General features: G+C 61.4%; 19 protein-coding genes. 8 read left to right on the forward strand and 11 right to left on the reverse strand.

The genetic code is table 11. From position 1 onward, the window contains the following. Genes AB7828_RS05325 through pxpB form a run of 3 tightly spaced genes read right to left on the reverse strand, consistent with a single transcriptional unit; the run spans position 1 to position 2,577 of the window. A complete protein-coding gene (locus AB7828_RS05325; RefSeq protein ID WP_068731711.1) occupies positions 1-771 on the reverse strand; it encodes a LamB/YcsF family protein in 771 nt (256 codons plus the stop codon). Between the two features lie 31 nt (positions 772-802). Then, positions 803-1,849 (reverse strand): biotin-dependent carboxyltransferase family protein, encoded by a 1,047-nt coding sequence (locus AB7828_RS05330; RefSeq protein WP_441229592.1) that lies wholly within the window; start codon positions 1,847-1,849, stop codon positions 803-805. Then, positions 1,846-2,577, reverse strand: a complete 732-nt coding sequence (gene pxpB, locus AB7828_RS05335; protein WP_441229593.1) for a 5-oxoprolinase subunit PxpB — start codon at positions 2,575-2,577, stop codon at positions 1,846-1,848. Before pxpB ends, AB7828_RS05330 begins: the two co-directional genes overlap by 4 nt. Before the next feature lie 252 nt (positions 2,578-2,829). Here pxpB and AB7828_RS05340 point away from each other — a divergent pair, with 252 nt between their 5' ends. Next, positions 2,830-3,528 (forward strand): ribonuclease activity regulator RraA, encoded by a 699-nt coding sequence (locus tag AB7828_RS05340; protein WP_089264363.1) that lies wholly within the window; start codon positions 2,830-2,832, stop codon positions 3,526-3,528. A gap of 138 nt (positions 3,529-3,666) precedes the next feature. Next, positions 3,667-4,071, forward strand: a complete 405-nt coding sequence (locus AB7828_RS05345; protein ID WP_089264362.1) for a (R)-mandelonitrile lyase — start codon at positions 3,667-3,669, stop codon at positions 4,069-4,071. Between the two features lie 39 nt (positions 4,072-4,110). On the opposite strand, the gene AB7828_RS05350 is transcribed toward AB7828_RS05345, so the two are convergent. After that, complete coding sequence (locus AB7828_RS05350; protein WP_320444130.1) at positions 4,111-4,575, reverse strand: Lrp/AsnC family transcriptional regulator; 465 nt, start codon at positions 4,573-4,575, stop codon at positions 4,111-4,113. A 156-nt stretch (positions 4,576-4,731) separates the two neighbouring features. Here AB7828_RS05350 and AB7828_RS05355 point away from each other — a divergent pair, with 156 nt between their 5' ends. Further along, positions 4,732-5,745 carry a 1-aminocyclopropane-1-carboxylate deaminase gene (locus tag AB7828_RS05355; protein WP_231080706.1) on the forward strand — a complete coding sequence of 338 codons (1,014 nt, stop codon included), beginning with the start codon at positions 4,732-4,734 and terminating at the stop codon, positions 5,743-5,745. A 54-nt stretch (positions 5,746-5,799) separates the two neighbouring features. Here AB7828_RS05355 and AB7828_RS05360 read toward each other — a convergent pair whose 3' ends face one another. From AB7828_RS05360 to AB7828_RS05380, 5 genes are all read right to left on the reverse strand, one after another. After that, the gene (locus tag AB7828_RS05360; RefSeq protein WP_441229594.1) at positions 5,800-6,594 is read right to left on the reverse strand and encodes a transporter substrate-binding domain-containing protein; all 795 of its coding nucleotides are present in this window, start codon (positions 6,592-6,594) and stop codon (positions 5,800-5,802) included. A gap of 109 nt (positions 6,595-6,703) precedes the next feature. Continuing rightward, positions 6,704-7,462: a DUF2147 domain-containing protein gene (locus tag AB7828_RS05365; RefSeq protein ID WP_441229595.1), complete on the reverse strand. Its 759-nt coding sequence runs from the start codon at positions 7,460-7,462 to the stop codon at positions 6,704-6,706. A gap of 217 nt (positions 7,463-7,679) precedes the next feature. Beyond that, on the reverse strand, positions 7,680-8,165 hold the full coding sequence (locus AB7828_RS05370) for a hypothetical protein (protein WP_231080703.1): 486 nt from the start codon (positions 8,163-8,165) through the stop codon (positions 7,680-7,682). Between the two features lie 92 nt (positions 8,166-8,257). Next, positions 8,258-9,682: an amidase gene (locus tag AB7828_RS05375; RefSeq protein ID WP_441229596.1), complete on the reverse strand. Its 1,425-nt coding sequence runs from the start codon at positions 9,680-9,682 to the stop codon at positions 8,258-8,260. Between the two features lie 70 nt (positions 9,683-9,752). Beyond that, entirely contained in the window at positions 9,753-10,742 is a 990-nt protein-coding gene (locus AB7828_RS05380) for a hydroxyacid dehydrogenase (protein ID WP_441229597.1), read from the reverse strand. A gap of 194 nt (positions 10,743-10,936) precedes the next feature. On the opposite strand from AB7828_RS05380, the gene AB7828_RS05385 reads away from it, so the two are divergent. From AB7828_RS05385 to AB7828_RS05400, 4 genes are all read left to right on the forward strand, one after another. After that, on the forward strand, positions 10,937-11,626 hold the full coding sequence (locus AB7828_RS05385) for a Spy/CpxP family protein refolding chaperone (RefSeq protein ID WP_439063856.1): 690 nt from the start codon (positions 10,937-10,939) through the stop codon (positions 11,624-11,626). Positions 11,627-11,691: 65 nt separating this feature from the next. Continuing rightward, positions 11,692-11,913 carry a hypothetical protein gene (locus AB7828_RS05390; protein ID WP_441229598.1) on the forward strand — a complete coding sequence of 74 codons (222 nt, stop codon included), beginning with the start codon at positions 11,692-11,694 and terminating at the stop codon, positions 11,911-11,913. A gap of 81 nt (positions 11,914-11,994) precedes the next feature. Next, on the forward strand, positions 11,995-12,252 hold the full coding sequence (locus AB7828_RS05395) for a hypothetical protein (RefSeq protein ID WP_089264353.1): 258 nt from the start codon (positions 11,995-11,997) through the stop codon (positions 12,250-12,252). 128 nt (positions 12,253-12,380) lie between these two features. Then, a complete protein-coding gene (locus AB7828_RS05400; RefSeq protein WP_244558305.1) occupies positions 12,381-12,764 on the forward strand; it encodes a DUF930 domain-containing protein in 384 nt (127 codons plus the stop codon). 31 nt (positions 12,765-12,795) lie between these two features. Here the strand turns inward: AB7828_RS05400 and AB7828_RS05405 are convergent, their stop codons facing one another. Then, positions 12,796-13,683, reverse strand: a complete 888-nt coding sequence (locus AB7828_RS05405; protein ID WP_441229599.1) for a LysR family transcriptional regulator — start codon at positions 13,681-13,683, stop codon at positions 12,796-12,798. Between the two features lie 287 nt (positions 13,684-13,970). Here AB7828_RS05405 and AB7828_RS05410 point away from each other — a divergent pair, with 287 nt between their 5' ends. After that, positions 13,971-14,201, forward strand: a complete 231-nt coding sequence (locus AB7828_RS05410) for a hypothetical protein (RefSeq protein WP_441229600.1) — start codon at positions 13,971-13,973, stop codon at positions 14,199-14,201. A gap of 8 nt (positions 14,202-14,209) precedes the next feature. Here AB7828_RS05410 and AB7828_RS05415 read toward each other — a convergent pair whose 3' ends face one another. Beyond that, positions 14,210-14,398 carry a hypothetical protein gene (locus AB7828_RS05415; RefSeq protein ID WP_092142869.1) on the reverse strand — a complete coding sequence of 63 codons (189 nt, stop codon included), beginning with the start codon at positions 14,396-14,398 and terminating at the stop codon, positions 14,210-14,212. Positions 14,399-14,575: the final 177 nt, after the last annotated feature.

Here is a 14,575-nt window from a genome sequence, read left to right on the forward strand (position 1 = left end):
TTAAAGCGCCGTCTTGAACGGCGCCACGTCGATTCCCGCCGCCTTCAGTCCATCGCGCACGTGCCGTCCCAGCTCCACCGCACCAGGCGTGTCGCCGTGAATGCACACCGTGTCCATCTTCATCTTGATCACCTTGCCAGTGATCGAGATGACTTCGCCGGTCTGTGCCATCTTCACCACACGATCGGCAACCATCACCGGATCATGCAGTACCGCACCGGGCTTCTTGCGCGAGACGAGATTGCCGTTGTCCTCATAGGCGCGGTCGGCGAACACTTCATGTGCCAACGGGAGTCCGGCGGCTTCGCCTGCGGTCACGAGCTTGGAATTCGCCAGCACCACGAAGGTTAGGTTGCGGTCGACGGCCTTGATGCCGGCGGCGATGGCGCGGGCGGTCATGTCGTCCTCGCAGGCGACGTTGGAGATCGCGCCGTGCGCTTTCACATGAGTGACCTTGTAGCCTTCCATGGCGGCAATCGCCTGCAATGCACCGATCTGATAGGCGATCAGGTTCTCGATCTCGAGTGCGGTGAGGCCGACAATAGGGCGGCGGCCGAAACCATGCAGATCGCGATAGCCGGGATGGGCACCGATCCTGACATTGCGCGCTTTCGCAAGCTGCACGGTCTTGCGCATCACGTCGGCGTCGCCCGCGTGATAACCGCAGGCGATGTTCACCGAGGACGCGAGGTCGATCATCGCGGCGTCGTTGCCCATCTCCCACATGCCGAAGCTTTCGCCGAGGTCGCAGTTCAGATCGATGGTGGCCATGGTCGTGCTCTTTCGTAAATAGGGTTCGAAATCAGTCTTGCGCGTCTGCCGGCTGCGGCGCCTGCCACGTCTCGACGTCGATCGCGCTGACTGCGGTGCCAGCGACATTGGCCGATAGCAGCGCCTTGATGTCCAGCATCAGGATGTTGGAATCATGGACACGGCCGGGCAGGCTCTGCAGCAGTTCGGCGAAGGCGCGATATTCCGCCTGCGCCTCGGCCATGGTGATGGCTTTAAAGCGGAAAGCGCGGCCCGGCTGGGTCTGGCCGAACCGGCCGATATCCGTCGAGATCACGGTCGCGATTTTCGGATAGCCGCCTGATGTGCCACGGTCGGGCATCAGCACGATGGGCTGGCCGTTGCCAGGTACCTGGATCGAGCCGTTCACGGTGCCGTCGGAAACGATGTTGTGCCCGTGCAGATGTTTGATGACGGGGCCTTCAAGGCGATAGCCCATGCGGTCGCTGGTCGCCGAGATCTTCCACTCGCTGCTGAGGAACAATTCTTTGGCGTCACCGAATTCATCGTCTTGCGGTCCAAGCACCACGCGGATCGGACCCTCGACCGGCGCGGGTAGGTCGATGCGCTTCTCGTTGGCGCTGCTTGCAGCCGCCACCAGCAATTCGTCACCGGCCTGCAGCGGGCGCGGATAGGGACTGCCGAGACCGGCGCGGGCGTTCACGGCCAGGCTGCCGAACATCGGCTCGCCGCGCACGCCGCCTTCGATCGCGAGATAGCCGAAGGTGCCGGCGCGGGCGACGCCGAGATTGAGGCTCTCGCCATCGGCCAGCGTGACGGAGGTATTGACGTTGAAGGGCGTGCCCGCGATATCGGCCGGCCGCGTCGCGCCGGTGAGTGCAACACGCACGGCGCCGCCTTTGGCGGTGAAGACTGAATTGAGCGGGCCGAGTTCGATGGTGGCTGCGAACAGCGTGTTGCCGAGCAGGGCATTGGCGGCGGCCATTGCCAGTCGATCGACGGCGCCCGATGGCACCAGACCATAGCGCTGCGCGCCGAAGCGACCGACATCCTGCACCGACGTGCCGGGACTGACTGATGTGACGATGAGCTTGCTCATGACGCGATCAGCTCCGCGACGAATGCACCGGCTTCGGCTGCGCGGCCCTGCTCGGCAAAGGTCTTCTCGTCGACGGCGGCGAAGGTGATGGCATCGCCAGGCTCCAGAAGAAATGTCGGATCGCGGCCAAGCTGATAAGTGCGCACGGCGGTCCGCCCTAAGAGATGCCAGCCGCTCGGGCCGGCGAGGCATTGCACGCCGGTCTGGATGCCGCCGATGGAGATCGTGCCGGGCGGCGTCAGCAGCCGGGGATTCTGCCGGCGCGACATCTGCATCGAGCTCGGCAGCCCGCTGAGATAGGACCAGCCCGGCGTGAAGCCGATCATCGCCACTTTGTAGTCGCCGCCCACATGGCGTGCGACCACTTCGTCCGGCGTGATGTTGAGCGCCTTTGCGACGTCTTCGAGATCGATGCCGTTTTCGCCGCCATAGGCGACGGGGATGCGCCAACGCCGTGCCGCCTTGGCCTCGGGCAGCGGCTGCAGCGCCAGTTCGGTCAGTTTCTCACCCAAAGCGTCGAAGCCGATCTGCAGCGGATCGTAATGCACCAGCAGGGAGCGATAGGTCGGCACGGTTTCGGTGACGGCAGCAAGGCCGGCGGACGCGACGAATTTGTCGAGCGCCAGCACCCGGCGGTTGGCTTCCTCGTCGATGGTGCGGCTGAATTCGACGGTGATGGCAGCATCGCCACTGGGGAGGATGCGGGGCGGGGAGAGAGCTGCGACCATGGCCTCACAACGTCAGTATTGGACAATCATGCATAGCGCGTTTTACCAGCGAGTGGAATTCGCAATCTGAAAATAGCCGTGCATCTTCAATAAATTAATACGCATGTTGGCGATAAGCCGTGCTGATCGCAGAGGTTTCGTCACATTGCATGGCGCTTTGAGACGGCAGCCCTTGACGCGCTGGCATTCCACCGCAAGATGCGCCGCCGTAAGTCCAACGTCCTGCACCCTCTGACCTGAAGAGCCCTGCGTATGTCCCTGACACCCGAAGCCATTGCCACCCTGTCGAAGGTCACCACCGCGACCATCACCACCGTTCTCCTGAAGAAGGGCCTGCGCAATGTCTGGCTGCGCGGCGCCAAGCCGCTGCGCCCCGGTCAGCCCCGTCTCGTCGGTCCGGCCTTCACTCTCCGTTTTGTGCCGGCGCGCGAGGATCTCGCTACCCCGGAATCGTGGTCGTCGCCGATCTCGACCCGCACCGCCATCGAAGCCATGCCGGAAGGCTGCATCGCAGTGGTCGATGCCATGGGCATCACCGACGCCGGCATCTTCGGCGACATTCTGTGCGCCCGCATGCAGAAGCGCGGCGTGGCGGCGCTGATCACCGATGGCGTGGTGCGCGACATCGAAGGCGTACTCGGCACCAATCTGCCGGTGTGGTGCGACGGTTATGCCGCCCCGCCGTCGGTTGCCGGCTTGACCTTTGTCGGCTGGGGTGAACCGATCGGCTGCGGCGGCGTTGCCATCTTCCCGGACGACGTCATCGTCGCCGACCAGGACGGTGCTGTCGTGATTCCGAAGGCGTTCCTCGATCTCATCCTCGCCGAAGGCGCCGAGCAGGAGCGCATGGAAGCCTGGATCGTCAATGAGGTGAACAACGGCGCCACGCTGCCCGGCCTGTATCCGATGAATGCCGAGACCAAGGCGCGCTACGCCGCGTCGAAGAAGTAATCAACCAACTCAATACCCTCATCCTGAGGAGCGGCCGCTTGGCCGCGTCTCGAAGGGCGAGGGAGTGTTCATCCCTCATGGTTCGAGACGGCGCTGCGCGCCTCCTCACCATGAGGGCCAGAGATTGGAGACCGTGCCATGAAGCTTTTCCCCGCAGGTTCGCGCCCGACCAAAAGGGCGCCAGAGGAATACTTCACGGGCACGGTCTGGCAGGACCCGGTCATTGTCGCCGAAGCGCCGGCGCGGCTTGTGACATTCCGCGTCAGCTTCGAGCCCGGCGCACGCACGGCTTGGCATACCCACCCGTTCGGGCAGACGCTCTATGTCATCGCCGGCGTCGGACGTTTCCAGACCGAGGGCGAGCCGGTTGTCGAGATCAAGCCGGGCGACACCGTCTGGATTCCACCGGGCGAGAAGCACTGGCACGGCGCGGCGCCAACGACGGGTATGACCCATATCGCCATGCAGGAAGCGCTCGACGGCAAGACGGCAGACTGGATGGAAAAGGTCAGCGACGAACAATATGCGAAGCCGGTCGGCTAGGACGGCCAGGCGTTGCCGGGTACGAGGACGACGCCGGGTTCAAAAGTCTAGCGGCGCATTGTCCACCACCTCTTTCATAACGAAAAAGGTTCGGGTCTGACGGACGCCGGGCAGTGCGATGAGTTGCGTGCCGTGGATACGATTGAAATCGGCCATGTCGCCGACGCGGATTTTTAGGAAATAGTCGAAGTCGCCGGCGACCAGGTGGCAATCGAGAACAAATTTCAGTTTGGCCACCGCCTTTTCAAACACTGCAAAGCTTTCCGGCGTCGAGCGATCGAGCACGACACCGACCATGACCAGCGCGCCGCGGTTGACCTTCTCGGGCGCAATGATGGCGCGCGTATTCCTGATATAGCCCTCGTCAAACAGCTGCTGCGTGCGGCGATGACAGGTGGCGGGACTGACATTCACCTTCGCCGCCAGATCGGCATTGCTCAGACGCCCGTCTTTCTGCAGCAAATGGAGCATGCGAAGTCCGATTTTATCCAGATCTTCTGCCATGAAAGAATCTTCCGAATTTTTGGAATTTAATGCGTCTTACTTCCAGTTTGAATGGATATGGTACGATATATAGCAGATCATAGCCATATATTTGAAAGCACCTTCCGCACCGAAAATGCTAGCTGTAGCGCCAGTTTTCACGACAACAGGTGTCACATGCTCGAAGGCTTCGAACGCTATCCGCTCACCTTTGGACCCACCTATATCGAGAAGCTGGAGAAGCTCTCGGCCCATCTCGGCGGCAAGGTCGAACTCTACGCCAAGCGCGAGGACTGCAATTCCGGTCTGGCCTATGGCGGCAACAAGCTGCGCAAGCTCGAATACATCATCCCCGATGCCATCGCCTCGAACGCCGATACGCTGGTATCGATCGGCGGTGTCCAGTCCAATCATACACGCATGGTCGCGGCCGTTGCGGCCAAGATCGGTATGAAGTGCCGGCTGGTGCAGGAGAGCTGGGTGCCGCATGAGGATGCCGTCTACGACCGTGTCGGCAACATCATGCTCAGCCGGATCATGGGCGCGGATGTGCAGCTCGTCGACGAAGGCTTCGACATTGGCATCCGCCATAGCTGGGAAGAGGCGATCGAGGATGTGAAGGCCAAGGGCGGCAAACCCTACGCCATTCCGGCCGGTGCGTCCGTGCACAAATTCGGCGGTCTCGGTTATGTCGGCTTTGCCGAAGAAGTCCGGGCGCAGGAGAAGGAGCTCGGCTTTGCATTCGACTACATTGTCGTTTGCACCGTGACCGGTTCAACCCATGCCGGCATGCTGGTAGGCTTCGCCAAGGACGACCGCCAGCGCAGGGTCATTGGTATCGACGCATCTTTCACACCGGCCCAGACCAAGGCGCAGGTTTTGCAGATCGCGCAGGACACCGCCAAGCTGGTCAAATTAGGCAAAGACCTCGTCGAGGATGATGTGGTGCTGATCGAGGACTACGCCTATCCCGTTTACGGCGTGCCGTCGGAAGAGACCAAGGACGCCATCCGTCTCTGCGCGCGCCTCGAGGGCATGATCACCGACCCTGTCTATGAAGGGAAATCGATGCAGGGGATGATCGACCTCGTGCAGAAGGGTTACTTCCCTGAAGGATCCAAGGTGCTCTATGCACATCTCGGCGGCGCGCCGGCGCTGAATGGATACGGCTACGCGTTCCGTAATGGATAGAGGCTGTCACATCGCGTGCGCCGGCTTTGCAGCCGGCGCGCCGATTGCCTCCGGTCACTCGAACCAGCGGTTGACGGTCGCACGGAAACTGCCGTCTTCCTGCATGATGTGCAGCCACTGATCGACGAAGGCCTTCAGCGCCACATCGCGCTGGAGCCAATAGGCCTTCTCGGCAAAATCGAACGGCGTGTCCGGGTGCACAGCGCAGAGCACGCCGTGATGCAGCTTCTGCTGATAGCGGGTCTCTGACGCATCGGTCATCATCAGGTCGGCACGGCCTTGTGCGATCTCGTCGAAGATACGGGTATTGTCGTTGAAGACGGTGATCTCGGCTGACTTGATATGCGTCCGTGCAAAGCGCTCATTGGTGCCGCCCGGATTCACGATCACCTTGATACCCGGCCGATCTATCTCCGCGAGCGTGCCGAATTTCCCTGTATCGGCACAGCGCGCGATCGGCGTCTTGCCCTCGCGCATGATCGGGGTCGAGAACACGCCCTTCTTCTGCCGGTCGAGGGTGATCGACACGCCGCCCATCACCACATCGAACTGGTCTGCCGCAAAGTCTGCTGACAGTTTTGGCCAGCTGGTCTTCACATAGTCGACCTTGACGCCGAGTGCTTTTCCGAGCGCCTCCGCCATCTCGACGTCGAAGCCCTTGAACGATGTCGTGACAGGATCGAACGCGCTGAACGGCATGTAGTCGCCGGTCAATCCAATACGCAGCGTCCCCCGGGCAATGATATCGTCGAGGCGGGACGGTGAGGGCGCAGGGGTCGGCGTCTGTGCCTGCAAGGGCGCGGCAAGCAGCAGACAGGCCGCCAGCCAGGCGGCGATGATCCGGATCATGACGTCTCCCCCGTTTGTATCGCGGAGCTCACCGTTCAGGGGCGCACCGCGTTACGATCAGCTTACAGGGGATGTCGAACCTTTCAATCGACGAGCGCGTCTGCTGGGATCAGTTCACCCGCGTCCAGGTCTGTCCGCCGCAGAACATGCCACCGAAGGCACAGCCCTGAACACGCAGCGTGTCACTGCCCTTCAGGGCGATGGTCGATTCGTAGGTGCTGCCGCTGTTCGGATCGAAGATCTTTCCCGCCCATTTGTTGTTGCCGGGCTTCATGTTGATCAGCACCTTCTCCCCATTGGCCTCGGTCTTGGCATTCATCGAATAACCGCACAGATTGGCTCCGCATTGTTCGATGCGAACCTTGCCCTCCTTCTTCTCGGTCATCCAGATGCCGAGCGGCGTTGCCGCGGCGGCAGGCGTAACCGGTGCGGGCGCATCCTGCTTGTCGACTGGATCTGTGGGCGGTGCGTTGGCGACGACCGTAGAGGGCGCAGATTTCTCGGCAGGCGCGGGTGCCGGGGCAGGCTGCGGGGCTACCGCGACGGATGGCGTGACAGGTGTCGCCGGAGCGGCCGCCTCCTTTGGGGCGGCAACAGGCTTCTGCGTCTCCACAGGCTTGGCCGTCTGTTCGGATCGCGGATTGTTGGGGGCCTGCTCGCGCGTCTCGCGGTCACGCTCGCGCTTGCTGCGCTTGGTGCCATATTCGTAGACGCCGGGAATGGAAACCGAGATGCAGTCCGTCGAATTGCAGTCGCTTGGCGCTTCGATGGTAATGGTGCGGCCACCGATGTCGAACGAGTAGCTGTCGCCGGCCTGAGCGGCGGTGCTGGTCAGCAGGATAGCGGCGAGGGCGAAGAGCGGCTTCATGTGTCCTCCAAAGCGGTTGAAATCCTGACCCTGAACCGAGCCGCGGATGCGCTCGAACACTGTGATCCGCGTCACTCAGGGGGAATTGCAATTGCTTTGGTGTGTGGCGCCGACTGAAGAAGTGGTTCAATCATGCGCCGGACATATGCTGCTTGAGGCAGCCTGACAGGCCCCAACGCCGCCGCTGGACGGCGGCGTCGCCTGAAACCGGCTTTCGTCAGTAGTCGCTATAACGCGAGACGCTGCTGCCCACGGTCATCTGGCTCTTCAGCGTCTCGAAACGATCGCGGGCGGCGCGCTCGCGCCCATCGATGAAATCGATGATTTCGTCTCGCGGCATCGGGCCTGACGAAATCGGCCGTGAACTGCCGATGGTTTCATCGACGAAATACTGGCCATCGTCGTCGCGGCGAGCGGTCCAGCGAAAGCGGATGGCATCGAGCGGACCGGGGCCGAGACGAGAGTAGCCATCGACCTCAAGGGCCTCTGGAACCGTGGAGGGCGACTCGTGTTCGACGAGCGGCGCTTCGGGTTCGGCGGCGACCATGACAGACACAGTCTCGGTGACCACGGTTTCGGTGACGACGGTGATCGAAGCGGGCTCGGCGTCGCCGTGTTCGGCCACTTGCGATTCCGCTTCCTTGCGGTCGAGAATGCTCGCAATGGCCGCGAGGGCGTGATCGGTCGGATCGTTCTGGGTCATTGAAATGCGCCTCCCCGTAATTACGCAACGTCCACATACCGCCGATAATCTAATCGGCTGTGGTTTCATTTTGGTAATCGCTGTGGCTGTTTTTAGGCAGAGATCGGCGGACGCCTGTCTTTCCAGGGCCGGATCTGCTCGAGTTGCCCGGCCAGACGGAACAGCATGGCCTCGTCGCCGAAATGCGCCGTGAACATCATACCGATCGGCAGGCCCTTGCTGCTCCAGGCCAGGGGCACCGACATGGACGGCTGGCCGGTCATATTGGCCATGCTGGTGCCTGGCATGTAGCGGCGCAGCAAAGGCGCGACATGGCTGAGATCGTCCGACATCGTGTCGATCTCACCGATCCTGATCGGCGGCGTGCAGAGCGTCGGCGACAGGAAGATGTCGCAGCCGGTAAAGAATTCGGTGACGCTGCGGGAGATCTGGAATGCGTTCTGCAGTGCTGTCACGTAGTCGACTGCGCTTGCCTTGCGGGCATTGTGTGCGCTGCCGAGTGTGAGTTTCTCGAAATCATCCGAGGTCATCGGGCGGCCGAACTTCTTCTCCGCGAACTGCACGGTCACCGCCGTATTGGCCGACACGATCGCCGCAATCACTTGCGCAGGGTCCAGCGGCAACACCGGCGCGCGTTCTTCGACATGATGCCCCTGTGCTTCGAGCAACCTGGCGACATCGCGGACGGCAGCGGCGACTTCGGGATCGATCGCATCGCCATAGGGCGACTTGTCGGTGAAGAAGATGCGCAGCCTGCCGGGACCACGACTGACTTCATCGAGGAAGGGACGTTCCGGCGCGGGCGCCATATAGGGGCTGGTCAGTTCGGGTCCGTGAACAGCATCGAGCATTGCGGCGCTGTCGCGCACGCTGATGCTGACGACGTGGCCGCAGGAAAAGCCGCCCCAGCCTTCGGCCTTGTCAGGACCCGTCGGATTGCGAGCGCGGGTCGGCTTCAGACCGAACACGCCGCAGGCCGAGGCTGGAATACGGATCGAACCTCCGCCGTCGCTGGCATGGGCGACCGGCAGGATCCGCGCAGCGACGGCAGCGGCTGCGCCCCCGGACGAGCCGCCCGATGCATGATCGGTATTCCACGGATTGCGCGTCGGCCCGTGCAGCCGGCATTCGGTCGTCGGCATGAGCCCGAATTCGGGGCTCGCGCTCTTGCCGAATATCGTCAGGCCGGCCTTGAGGAAGCGTTGGGCGAGGGTGCCGGTATGATCGGCGACGAAGTCCTTGTAGAGACTGGCCCCGAAGGTCGTGCGCGTGCCATCGAGGAGTTCGAGATCCTTCAGCAGGAATGGCACGCCGGTGAACGGCCCGTCGGGCAACCCCTCGTCGATCTGGCGCTGCGCATAGTCCTCATGGCGCACCACGACAGGGTTGATCCGGGGATTGACGCGTTCGGTGCGCGCCACCGCCTCATCGAGCAGTTGGCGCGGGGTGATCTGCTTGCTGCGCACCAGCCCGGCAAGGCCGAGCGCGTCGTGATCGCCGTATTCCTTGAATGCCATCGCGGGGTACTCTGGTGAGGACTGCGGCAGTGCTAGCGCGGATCAATCATCCGCGCCAGCAATCGACGGTTCAGCCGAACACGTCCGCGTTGACGGCATTTTGCTTGATCGGCTCGCCGTCGAGCACGCTGAGCATGTTGCGCGCGGTCTGCGCGCCCATGCGGTCGAGTGCCTCGCGGGTCACGCCGGCGACATGCGGCGCGATGATCACATTCGGCAGTTCGAACAGCGCGTGACCGAGCGGCGGCGGTTCCGCCTCGAACACGTCGAGGCCGGCGCCGGCGAGCTTGCCCGAGACCAGCGCATCATGCAGCGCGGCCTCGACGATGATGCCACCACGCGCGGTGTTGATGAGATAGGCCGACGGCTTCATGCGGGCGATCCGCGCAGCGTTAAACAGGCCGGTCGTCTCCGGAGTCTTCGGGCAATGCAGGCTGACAAAGTCGGCGCGCGGCAGGGCCGTGTCGAGATCGCCGACAGGCTCGCAGCCGGCAGCCTTGATTGTATCGGCCGAGACATAGGGGTCATAGACCAGCACGTTCATTTCCATCGCCTGGCAGCGCTTGGCGGTGCGGGTGCCGATGCGGCCGAAGCCGACCACCAGCACGGTCTTGCCGAACAGGTCGAATGGCAGCGCTCCGAAACGCGACGCCCATTTGCCTTCCTTGACCATGGCGTGCAGTTCGACTGCGCGCTTGGCGAGCGTCAGCATCATGAACAGCGCCTGTTCCGCAACCGAAGGCGAGTTGGCGGTGCCAGCGATCATCAGCGGCACCTTGCGCTTGGACAGCGCCAGCACATCGACCGCGTCGTAGCCGACGCCGATGCGCGCCACGACCTTCATGTCCTTGCAGGCTTCGAGTTCGGACTCGCCGAACCGCGTGGCGCCGAGCGCGGTGCCGTGCACCGGTGCGTGTTGCTCAATCAGCTTGATGTAGTCGGCAGCGGAAATCAGATTGCTGAACTTGACCACTTCGATGTCATCGCGTGCATTGAACAGGTCCATTCCCTGGGTCGACATCGACTCGGTGATCAGAAGTTTCTTCTTGTTGGTCGCCATTTCCACCCCTTGAAGCATTCTACGTTGTTGCGCACCTGCCAATGGCCGCGCGGGCGTTATCTAACAGGCTTGGCTCGATGAGGTCTACCATTGGCGGAGACGTGGTGTGTGGACTTGGCCGTGTTGAAGCCACTATGGTTGCTGATGATCACAAGTGATTTGCTGCGCCGCGAAATTGCGGTGAGGAGACGATGATGACCAGAATGAATTTGCCCAAGCGGACGCATCGACCGCTGCGCCATGTGCTGTGCGTCGCCGCCGTTCTGCTGCTCGGAAATTCCGCAGCGGTCCATGCGCAGGGGCTGGTGCAGGGCGTGCAGCAGGGTGCAAGAGACGGCAATCGTGCGGCTGGGCCGATCGGCGGTGTTTTGGGTGGTGCGATCGGCGGCGTCGTGGGCGTTGTTGGCGGCGTCCTGGGCGTGCCCTCGAACAATGTTCGCGGTCCCGTGGGCGGGCAGTCGAGCGCCAAACAAACCAAGGCGGCCAAGAAGGGCAAGAAGGGCTCTCAACCCGCGGCGGAGCCGGAACTGACCGCCGAGCAGATCGTCGCGAGTAGCGACGCCAACACTAGCCGTATCAAGACGTCGCTCAACCTGACGCCGGAGCAGGAAAAGAACTGGGCCGGTTTTAGCAACGCCATGCATACGCTCGGCAATAACGGCGCGGAGCGCCTGAAACTGCGTATTGCCCGCGCCAAGCGCGATCCGCCGGATGACATCATCGAGCAGATGCGCAACGAGGCTCAGTTCCTCAACGACCGGGCCGTCGATCAGCGCGCCGTAGCCGATGCCGCGGAGCCGCTATTCGCCACGCTGGATGACAAGCAGAAGGCGCTGTTCATCCAGGAGATGGTTGGCCTCAGCCGCGAGCGTGGTCTCGACTAATCGCCGCAGAGAGGAACCTCTTGGCCACGGGGACGTTTTTCCTTCATCAGATGAAGGAGACGATCATGGCTGAGAAATTCGATCCCGCACCCCACGACAAATACGCTGTTGGCGTGAAGGAGGCAGCGCGTGCTGATCGCAAAACGTCTGAGGAGCTCAGGACCGGCCTGAAGGACAGTTTCCCGGCTTCGGATCCCGTGAGTGCTACGCAGCCGAACCGGTCGAAACACGATAACGACGACGGCTCATCGCTCTGGAACAAGATCAGGGGCGTCTTCAAATCCTGATGGCGCGCGCTGCTGTAATAATTAGTTAACCATGCGCGCTGCACAATCACATCGGGCTTTGACTGATGATGGAGGCTGGCGTTGGCGACCGTGTTCTCTGACAGTGATCTTGAAGCAGCCGATATCCCTGCGGCTTCGCGGCGGGGCGATATCTTCACCATCCACGCGACGCGCAATGACCAGAGCATGGTTACGCATCGGATCATTCCGGACGTCGCCGTCGCGCAGGCCCGGACGCTCAACGATGCGGGTTGGCGGGTCAGTATCTCCGGTCTCGGCGGCCGCCGGTTCTCGCCCTCGGAATTTCATCAGTTGCTGACATTCAAACGGATCGGCTGACGATCCCGAATTTGAAACCCCGCCGGTAACACGAGCGGGGTTTTTTGCATGTGCGAACATGGTAGGTTCGCGCCACAAAATCCTCGCAAGTCAAATAAGGTAATTGGCCTAAGGCAATGAGAAAACTAGTGTTCGCAGTTATTGCCTTTATCGGCATCGCTGCCCAATCTCCCCTACATGCAGCGTCGTCCCGGACCGATCAGATGCTCAAACTGTCGCCGGAAACCCGTTTGGAGCAGCGTTGCGATGCGCGTGCGATGGGCTCCGTGGGCCGCGAGCACAAGGGATACAAGCCGGACGAGTTCGTGGCCTACGCGTTTGCCGATCCGGTCATTCGAGGCAACCAGATCAAAGCGCCGGGCGGTGCCATCCGCAGCGGGGGCAAGTGGTACAGGCTGTCCTACGTCTGCGAGACCACTCCTGACGGGCTCGACGTCAAATCCTTCGCCTATCAGCTCGGCACCGAGGTGCCGCGTAGCGAATGGGACGAACACTATCTCGTGCCACGCTGACTGCCGATGGAGATTGCGGCCGGCCTCACGGTCATGGCTGAACTACAGGGTTCACCATGGCCGGCGGTTTGAAAAAGCGCGACGAGATCGCGTTGAGCAATTCCGTGCTCTGCATTGTTTCCAGGTTCGAGCGCGCACACAGCAACGCTTTGACGGGCGGCAGGTGTGGCAGATAATATTCCTGCGCCCAGACAAGTGTAGGCGGAATCATCCGCTTCGGGATCGCGGTGATGCCGATGCCGCTTTCCACAGCCGCCAACTTGGCGTGATAGTCGGGACTGTTGAATACGATCTTGTAGGACAGACCGTGGCGCGTCAGGGTTCGGATCATCAGATCGTCGCCCGGCCATGTCAGAATGGGGATCGGCGCGCCCGAACTGAGGACGAAGTCCTTTGCGCGCACCCACACGAACTCCTCATCGGCCTCGTTGACGATCAGGTGCGATATCTCGCTGCTCATTTCCGGATTTTCGAGAATGTAGGCGATATCGATATAGCCATCGATCAGGCCTTTGGTGATGCCCACCGAGTTGTCAGTGTGAATGACCAGATCGGCCAGGCTTTGGGAGGTCTGATGGCTGAAGAAATCCTGCACGAACAGGGTGCTCAGTCCAAACCGGATCGGTTGCGGAAGATGCGCCACGCCGCCAATCCGTAACATCTGGTCGTTGGCTTCCAGAATCCGTCTGGCCTGATGCAGCACCAGCTTGCCGAGCTGGGTAGCCGTCGTGCCGTTGACCGTTTTGGTGAAGAGGTTGCCTCCCACCATGGTCTGAATGCGCTTGATCTGAGAACTGACAGCGGGTTGGCTCAGGCCCAGCCGTTCGGCGGCCTTGGTCAGGCTGCCGGTTTCCGCGATCGCCACCACGGTGCGAACGATCTCGATGGGGATATTGAGCGGCTGATATCGCTTGTGCATTGCGACATTCCAGGGTCGTCGAGCAGATCGATCCATCAACATCTATAGTTGTGTGATGATGAACCGCAATCGAAGAATTTAGATATACTCTAAACTGCGTGAAAAGACGTATCGCGTGGAACTCGCAATCTGGATAATCCTGCCGGAACAAGGTAGCTCAATACGGCGGCGATTCCTTAAGGGTGCAGAGCTTCTTTTAAGCAATTACAGGCTGTCTGTTTCGGCGCTCGGCACGCGTGAAAACGCGATAGTCTGGGCAGGCTGTCATCGGTTTTCGGAGACTGCAGATGTCCGGCACCCGCAGAGTTCATCTGAACGATAACATTCGCACCGAACATCTGAAATGTTCGGGCTGCAGGACCCAAGTTTATTTGATCAAGATCGAGTCGGACGACGAGGGCGGTGAAATTCGCACCTTTGGCTGTCCACATTGTGCCGCGTCGAAATCGCTGCGTTTGGCGCCGCGCCGGCAACACCTCAAGCCCGCTGAACTCGTTGCGGACCAGGTCGTCTGCTGATCGAACGACTACAGTCGGTCGACGCGCAAAAAGAACGCCCAGATGATGGACAGGACGGCGGCGATGACAAGCCATGACGGGTTCATGCAGAATATGTCGCCGTAGTGGCACACCTGCATCGCCCATCTGCTGTTGTTGATACTCGCTGCGTAAAACACACCGGCAGCGACCGTCAGAATGCTCGCGATCATGAACATGGGACGCTCCAATAATATTGGCGCCACACTGTTCTGCATTCTTGAAGCAGCCGTGAATCGAATCGACGAAAGTCGGGGGCTTTGCGCATTTTTGATACGCGCACTCCAGCCCGATACCGTCGCGGATCCGCTTGAGGCTTTGTTAACCGCGAGTCGCCCAAAGTTCCCGATGGGGAC

Origin of the sequence: Tardiphaga sp. 215_C5_N2_1 (assembly GCF_052076055.1) — a bacterium.
Taxonomy (GTDB): Bacteria; Pseudomonadota; Alphaproteobacteria; order Rhizobiales; family Xanthobacteraceae; genus Tardiphaga; species Tardiphaga robiniae.

Bases quoted from the DNA above. Each gene is read 5' to 3' on its own strand.
- AB7828_RS05325 (WP_068731711.1), bottom strand. From the start codon at position 771: ATGGCCACCATCGATCTGAACTGCGACCTCGGCGAAAGCTTCGGCATG.
- AB7828_RS05330 (WP_441229592.1), bottom strand. From the start codon at position 1,849: ATGAGCAAGCTCATCGTCACATCAGTCAGTCCCGGCACGTCGGTGCAG.
- pxpB (WP_441229593.1), bottom strand. From the start codon at position 2,577: ATGGTCGCAGCTCTCTCCCCGCCCCGCATCCTCCCCAGTGGCGATGCT.
- AB7828_RS05340 (WP_089264363.1), top strand. From the start codon at position 2,830: ATGTCCCTGACACCCGAAGCCATTGCCACCCTGTCGAAGGTCACCACC.
- AB7828_RS05345 (WP_089264362.1), top strand. From the start codon at position 3,667: ATGAAGCTTTTCCCCGCAGGTTCGCGCCCGACCAAAAGGGCGCCAGAG.
- AB7828_RS05350 (WP_320444130.1), bottom strand. From the start codon at position 4,575: ATGGCAGAAGATCTGGATAAAATCGGACTTCGCATGCTCCATTTGCTG.
- AB7828_RS05355 (WP_231080706.1), top strand. From the start codon at position 4,732: ATGCTCGAAGGCTTCGAACGCTATCCGCTCACCTTTGGACCCACCTAT.
- AB7828_RS05360 (WP_441229594.1), bottom strand. From the start codon at position 6,594: ATGATCCGGATCATCGCCGCCTGGCTGGCGGCCTGTCTGCTGCTTGCC.
- AB7828_RS05365 (WP_441229595.1), bottom strand. From the start codon at position 7,462: ATGAAGCCGCTCTTCGCCCTCGCCGCTATCCTGCTGACCAGCACCGCC.
- AB7828_RS05370 (WP_231080703.1), bottom strand. From the start codon at position 8,165: ATGACCCAGAACGATCCGACCGATCACGCCCTCGCGGCCATTGCGAGC.
- AB7828_RS05375 (WP_441229596.1), bottom strand. From the start codon at position 9,682: ATGGCATTCAAGGAATACGGCGATCACGACGCGCTCGGCCTTGCCGGG.
- AB7828_RS05380 (WP_441229597.1), bottom strand. From the start codon at position 10,742: ATGGCGACCAACAAGAAGAAACTTCTGATCACCGAGTCGATGTCGACC.
- AB7828_RS05385 (WP_439063856.1), top strand. From the start codon at position 10,937: ATGACCAGAATGAATTTGCCCAAGCGGACGCATCGACCGCTGCGCCAT.
- AB7828_RS05390 (WP_441229598.1), top strand. From the start codon at position 11,692: ATGGCTGAGAAATTCGATCCCGCACCCCACGACAAATACGCTGTTGGC.
- AB7828_RS05405 (WP_441229599.1), bottom strand. From the start codon at position 13,683: ATGCACAAGCGATATCAGCCGCTCAATATCCCCATCGAGATCGTTCGC.
- AB7828_RS05410 (WP_441229600.1), top strand. From the start codon at position 13,971: ATGTCCGGCACCCGCAGAGTTCATCTGAACGATAACATTCGCACCGAA.
- AB7828_RS05415 (WP_092142869.1), bottom strand. From the start codon at position 14,398: ATGTTCATGATCGCGAGCATTCTGACGGTCGCTGCCGGTGTGTTTTAC.